Below are 3,914 nucleotides of genomic sequence, written 5' to 3' on the forward strand. Positions count from 1 at the left end.
AGCCGCATAGGCGACGCGTTTCTTGCTTACTTCTTGTCGCTTGGACAAGAAGTAAGTCGCCGGCTACGCCGGCGAAACAGCCCACGCCCGCCAAGAGCCACAAACCAACCGCATAGCACCAAACCAAAGAGCCCCGCCCACCAAGGGCAACATCCAGCCCCAAAGCACCACTCCCCCCACCCCTCACTTACCCAGCAACTTCCACTTCCCATCAACAATCTGCACCATCACCCGCGCCCGCTGATCGAAGCCCAGATGGTCCGTGCCACTCATGTTCATAATCCCATGCGACACCGGCAGATTCTTGGTCTGCTCCATCGCATCCCGCAACGCCTTGCGGAATTCCTTGGTACCCGGCTGGCCCTTCTTCAGCGCCTCGGGAATGGCATGCTGCAAGATCAGCCCCGCATCCCAGGCATGGCCGCCGAAAGTCGACACCTGGCCGCCGAACGCCTTCTCGTAAGCGGTCTTGTAGGTCATGGCCGGCTTCTTCACCGGGTTGCTGTCCGGCAGTTGCTCAGCCACCAGCAGCGGGCCAGCCGGCAGGAAGGTGCCTTCGCAGTCCTTGCCGCACACGCGCAGGAAGTCGGCATTGGCCACGCCGTGGGTCTGGTAGATCTTGCCCTTGAAGCCACGCTCCTTGAGCGTCTTGGCCGGCAGCGCCGCGGGCGTACCCGAGCCTGCGATCAGCACGGCGTCGGCGTTGGCGCTCATCATCTTCAGCACCTGGCCGGTGACCGAGGTATCGGTGCGGGCAAAGCGCTCGTTGGCGACGACCTTGATCTTGCGCAGCTCGGCCACCTTGGCGAACTCCTGCGCCCAGCTGTCGCCATAGGCGTCCGCGAAGCCGATGAAGGCCACCGTCTTCACGTTGTTGTTGGTCATGTGCTCGGCGATGGCGGTCGCCATGTGCGAGTCATTCTGCGGCGTCTTGAAGACCCAGGCGCGCTTGGCGTCCATCGGCTCAATGATGCGGGCCGAGGCGGCCATGGTGATCATCGGCGTCTCGTTCTCTGCCACCACGTCCACCATCGCCAGCGAGTTCGGCGTCACGGTGGAACCCACTATCACGTCAATCTTGTCTTCGCTGATCAGCTTGCGGGTGTTCTTGACCGCGGTGGTGGTGTCGGAGGCATCGTCCAGCACGATGTACTCAATCTTCTTGCCCGCGATTTCCTTGGGCATCAGCGTGAACGTGTTCTTCTCGGGAATGCCCAGCGATGCCGCCGGACCCGTGGCCGACACCGTGACCCCGACCTTGACCTGTGCATGGGCCGCACCGGCAACGAGGCTGGCCGCAGCGATTGCCAGCAGGCTGGCGCGCTTGAAATCCATCTTGTCTCCTTCGGTTCCTGAAACGGAAAGGCATCCGTCCGGCGTCCACCGGCGGATGCCCCATTTTTGGACTGACCCCTCGGGTCTGACGCAGGCACATCGCCGGCACCTGCGCTACAGCCAGGAACAGCGCAACGCCGTTCCCCATTTCCCCGTCCGCACCACTCCCCCGGAAAGGCGCTTCGGCCATTCACCGACCGCACGGTCGGGAATGCGAATCGAGTCTATCACAGCGCCCTGGCGCGAAAAGGGAGGATTAACCCGCATCGCGCGCCCCGCCTGGCTTTGCCGTCAGCGCAGGAACGCGTCCCAGCCGGTTTTCAGGATCAGCGCGCTCACCACCACGATGAAAACCTTGCGCACGAAGGCGCTGCCGTGGCGCAGCGCCAGCCGGCTGCCTACCTGGCTGCCGGCGACGTTGGCCACCGCCATCACCAGCCCCAGCTGCCACCAGATATGGCCCTTGCTGGCCAGCAGCAGCAACGCCGCCAGGTTGGTGGCAAGGTTGACCACCTTGGTCGAGGCCGACGCATGCAGGAAGTCATAGCCGAACACCCGCACGAACGCGATCATCAGGAAGCTGCCGGTGCCCGGGCCGAACACGCCGTCATAGAAGCCGATGGCGGCACCGGCCAGCAGCGCCGCGAAGCGCTCGCGCGAACCCGACAGCGTCGGCGCGTGTTCCGTGCCCAGGTCCTTCTTGGCCACGGTGTAGACCAGCAACACCACCAGCACGAACGGCAGCGCCTTGCGCAGCGGCTCGGCCGGGATCCTGGTCAGCGCCCAGGCACCGGCCATCGAGAAGATAAAGGCCGCCACCACCGCGGGCGCGGTCGCGCCCCAGTAGATGCGCACGCTGCGGCCGTAGCGCAGCGCGGCGTTGGCGGTGCCCGCGATCGAGCCCATCTTGTTGGTGCCCAGCAGCGTGGCCGGCGCGATATTCGGATAGGCCGAGAACATCGCCGGGATCTGTACCAGGCCGCCGCCGCCGGCGACCGCGTCGATCAGGCCAGCGAGAAAGGCGGCAACCGCCAGGAATGCGAATTCCGTCATTGCAGGAAGCAGGGAAGCGAAAAGGGAATGATCAGAGAAGATCGGTGCGCACAGGCCGGAGCGCAGCCGGGCGGCGCCGGTTCAGCCCAGCACCTTGGCCGCCGGCACCAGGCTGCGGTGCCACATGCCGTTGCCATGCGGGCTGAAGCCCGGCGGCGCGCCGCCTTGCCCTGCCACCAGCCCCGGCGCCAGCAGCGCGTGGCGGATACCGTGCGCGCGGCCCCAGTCGGCCAGCGTGGCGGAGCAGGCGTCAAGGCAGGCACGGCGGGTCCCGCCGTCCAGCCCGGGCTGCACCCACCACTCGATGCCGCAGGCGGCCAGGCCGGCAAGCTCCAGGCTCGGGAGCAGCGCCACCGGCAGGCACGCCAGCAGATCGTGCGGCGCCTGCGCGTCGTCCACCAGCAGGCAGATGCCGCGACCGGACTGGGCCAGCAGGTCGTCCAGCATCAGCCGGCGCGCGCGCGCGCCGGGCACCGGCAGCGGCTGAACCGTATCCAGCCAGGCCTCCAGCATGGCTGCGTCGGCACCCAGCCCGAGGCGTGCCAGGCCCTGCGGCGCGGGTGCGTCAGGACGATCCGGAACGGCTGGGGAGTCGGGGGAATCAGGGGCGGCAGGCATGGCGGGCAATGAGAGCGCCCGCATTGTCGCATGTGGAGGATAGCCAGGTGATGCCGATGCGGCCTGGATGCCCCATGATGGGGCAAAAGCGCCACAGGAGGGGTCGGGAACCCCAAATAAAAAAAGCGTTGCCGAGGATCACCCGGCAACGCCCTTTATTTATAACGCTGCTACCCGACACCGGGTGCGCGCCTGTCGTCTCCTCGCTTCCGCCTCCATTTAACCTGCGAAAACCGTATATGGAATGTAACGAAGCGGTGCATCGAGGACAAGCTAGAAAAAACCCTAGCCCCAGAATCGGGCATGTCGACCCGCAGTCACTCCTGCTTGCGTCCCGCGTGGCCCCCGAAGCGCGCCAGCAGCTCGCCCATGATGCCACGGCGGAAAGTCAGCACGCAGATCACGAAGATCACGCCAGTCACCATCGTCACCGACTCGCCCAGCGTGCCGAACCAGGAGATGCCGGTGACCGACGCCAGGAAGTTGCCGATGTCGCCCAGCTTGTTCTCCAGCGCGACCACCACGAAGGCGCCGACAATCGGACCCGACAATGTGCCCAGACCGCCGACCAGCGTCATCAGGATGACCGAACCCGACATCGACCAGTGCACGTCAGTCAGCGTCTCGAAGCCCAGCACCAGCGCCTTGATCGAGCCGGCCAGCCCCGACAGCGCCGCCGACAGCACGAAGGCGGTCAGCTTGAAGCGGTCGACGTCATAGCCCAGCGACACCGCGCGCGGCTCGTTCTCCTTGATCGCCTTCAGGATCTGGCCGAACGGCGAATGCACCGTGCGCACGATCAGCGCAAAGGCGGCCACGATGATCGCCAGCGCCACGTAGTACAGCGTCAGGTCGTCCGACAGCGGCAGCACCCCGAACAGCTTGCCGCGCGGGATGCCCTGCAGGCC

4 protein-coding genes are annotated in these 3,914 nt (G+C 66.0%); all 4 read right to left on the minus strand.

What is annotated here, in order from left to right; translation table 11 throughout:
* Window positions 1–183 precede the first annotated feature (183 nt).
* Window positions 184–1,335, minus strand: coding sequence for an ABC transporter substrate-binding protein (locus A3A5_RS0113650; RefSeq protein ID WP_018311128.1), 1,152 nt, complete (start codon window positions 1,333–1,335; stop codon window positions 184–186).
* A 291-nt stretch (window positions 1,336–1,626) separates the two neighbouring features.
* Window positions 1,627–2,388 carry a TSUP family transporter gene (locus A3A5_RS0113655; RefSeq protein ID WP_018311129.1) on the minus strand — a complete coding sequence of 254 codons (762 nt, stop codon included), beginning with the start codon at window positions 2,386–2,388 and terminating at the stop codon, window positions 1,627–1,629.
* Between the two features lie 81 nt (window positions 2,389–2,469).
* Entirely contained in the window at window positions 2,470–3,006 is a 537-nt protein-coding gene (locus A3A5_RS0113660) for a hypothetical protein (protein WP_232431345.1), read from the minus strand.
* Window positions 3,007–3,323: 317 nt separating this feature from the next.
* The coding region (locus A3A5_RS38530) for a branched-chain amino acid ABC transporter permease (protein ID WP_018311131.1) at window positions 3,324–3,914 on the minus strand (591 nt) is incomplete at its 5' end.

The sequence above is a fragment of the Cupriavidus sp. UYPR2.512 genome (assembly GCF_000379565.1).
Lineage (GTDB): Bacteria > Pseudomonadota > Gammaproteobacteria > Burkholderiales > Burkholderiaceae > Cupriavidus.

Bases quoted from the DNA above. Each gene is read 5' to 3' on its own strand.
- A3A5_RS0113650 (WP_018311128.1), bottom strand. From the start codon at position 1,335: ATGGATTTCAAGCGCGCCAGCCTGCTGGCAATCGCTGCGGCCAGCCTC.
- A3A5_RS0113655 (WP_018311129.1), bottom strand. From the start codon at position 2,388: ATGACGGAATTCGCATTCCTGGCGGTTGCCGCCTTTCTCGCTGGCCTG.
- A3A5_RS0113660 (WP_232431345.1), bottom strand. From the start codon at position 3,006: ATGCCTGCCGCCCCTGATTCCCCCGACTCCCCAGCCGTTCCGGATCGT.